Here is a 1,845-nt window from a genome sequence, read left to right on the forward strand (position 1 = left end):
TCGCCGCGTTGACCACCATGGTCGTCTTCTCTGCGTCCGCTCATGCCCTCGTGACCTGACGGCAGTCGGAAAGGGTGGCCGAGGCGCCACCCGGACCCAAAAACTATGCAACGTAGTATTTGGGTTATGCTTCTGTCGCACACTCTATTTGCGTCTCGACAGGAAGCGGGCTGACTATGACCGCAATTGCATCACCCCCGATCCCCGCCCGGCCGTACCCCGCGCGACGGGCGCCGAAGGGATCGGTGCTGCGGAACCTTGTGACGACGACCGATCACAAGACGCTCGGCTTGATGTATTTGGTGACTTCGTTCGCGTTCTTCCTCATCGGCGGGCTCATGGCGCTGATCATGCGCAGCGAACTGGCGATTCCGGGCATGCAATTCCTGTCGAACGAGCAGTACAACCAACTCTTCACCATGCACGGCACGATCATGCTGCTGCTGTACGCGACGCCGGTGGTGTTCGGATTCGCCAATTTCGTTCTCCCCCTGCAGATCGGTGCGCCGGATGTCGCCTTCCCGCGACTGAACGCGTTCAGCTACTGGCTCTACCTTTTCGGTGCTCTCATCGCTACGGGCGGGTTCGTCACTCCCGGAGGTGCCGCAGATTTCGGCTGGACGGCCTACACGCCTCTGAGTTCGGCAGTCAGCTCACCTGGGGTCGGTGCGGATCTGTGGATTGTGGGGCTTCTCGTCTCCGGTCTCGGCACGATTCTCGGCGCGGTCAACATGATCACCACCATTGTCTGCTTACGCGCTCCCGGTATGACGATGTTCCGCATGCCGATCTTCACGTGGAACATCTTCATCACCTCTGTCTTGATTCTGTTGGCCTTCCCGCTGTTGACCGCCGCACTCTTCGCACTGCTTTACGACCGTCGCCTCGGTGGCAACATCTTCGACCCCGCGAATGGCGGAGTCCTGCTGTGGCAGCACCTGTTCTGGTTCTTCGGCCACCCCGAGGTCTACATCATCGCGCTGCCCTTCTTCGGTATCGTCTCGGAGATATTTCCGGTCTTCAGCCGCAAACCGATCTTCGGCTACAGCGGCCTGGTCTACGCGACGCTCGGTATCGCGGCGCTGTCGATCGCAGTGTGGGCGCATCACATGTACGCGACGGGCGCGGTTCTCCTGCCGTACTTCTCGTTCATGACGTTCCTGATCGCCGTGCCGACGGGTGTGAAGATCTTCAACTGGATCGGCACGATGTGGAAGGGACACCTGACGTTTGAGTCACCGATGCTGTTCTCTCTCGGATTCTTGATCACCTTCCTCTTCGGTGGTCTGTCCGGTGTGCTGCTGGCGAGCCCTCCGCTGGATTTTCAGGTCACGGATACTTACTTCGTGGTCGCCCACTTCCACTACGTGGTTTTCGGTACGGTCGTGTTCGCGACGTACGCCGGTATCTACTTCTGGTTCCCGAAGATGACCGGTCGCATGATGGACGAGCGCCTTGGCAAGTGGCACTTTTGGACCACGTTCGTCGGCTTTCACATGACGTTCCTCGTTCAGCACTGGCTCGGTGCCGAGGGTATGCCGCGTCGTTACGCCGACTACCTACCCGCGGACGGGTTCACCACACTCAATACAGTCTCGACCATCGGTTCCTTCATTCTCGGAGCCTCCACTCTCCCGTTCATCTGGAACGTCTTCAAGAGCTACCGATTCGGCGAAGTGGTCACTGTCGACGATCCGTGGGGCTACGGAAACTCGCTGGAGTGGGCAACGACCTGCCCGCCGCCGCGTCACAACTTCACCGAGTTGCCGCGCATCCGCAGCGAGCGTCCGGCCTTCGAGTTGCATTACCCGCACATGGTTGCTCGGATGCGAGCAGAAGCACACG

The 1,845-nt window shown here is 59.8% G+C and carries 1 protein-coding gene; it reads left to right on the forward strand.

Annotated elements, in window-relative coordinates; translation table 11 throughout:
* Window positions 1-176: 176 nt before the first annotated feature.
* The coding region (gene ctaD / locus A2J01_RS15890; RefSeq protein ID WP_064113084.1) for an aa3-type cytochrome oxidase subunit I at window positions 177-1,845 on the forward strand (1,669 nt) is incomplete at its 3' end.

Origin of the sequence: Rhodococcus sp. EPR-134 (assembly GCF_001647205.1) — a bacterium.
Lineage (GTDB): Bacteria > Actinomycetota > Actinomycetes > Mycobacteriales > Mycobacteriaceae > Rhodococcus_F > Rhodococcus_F qingshengii.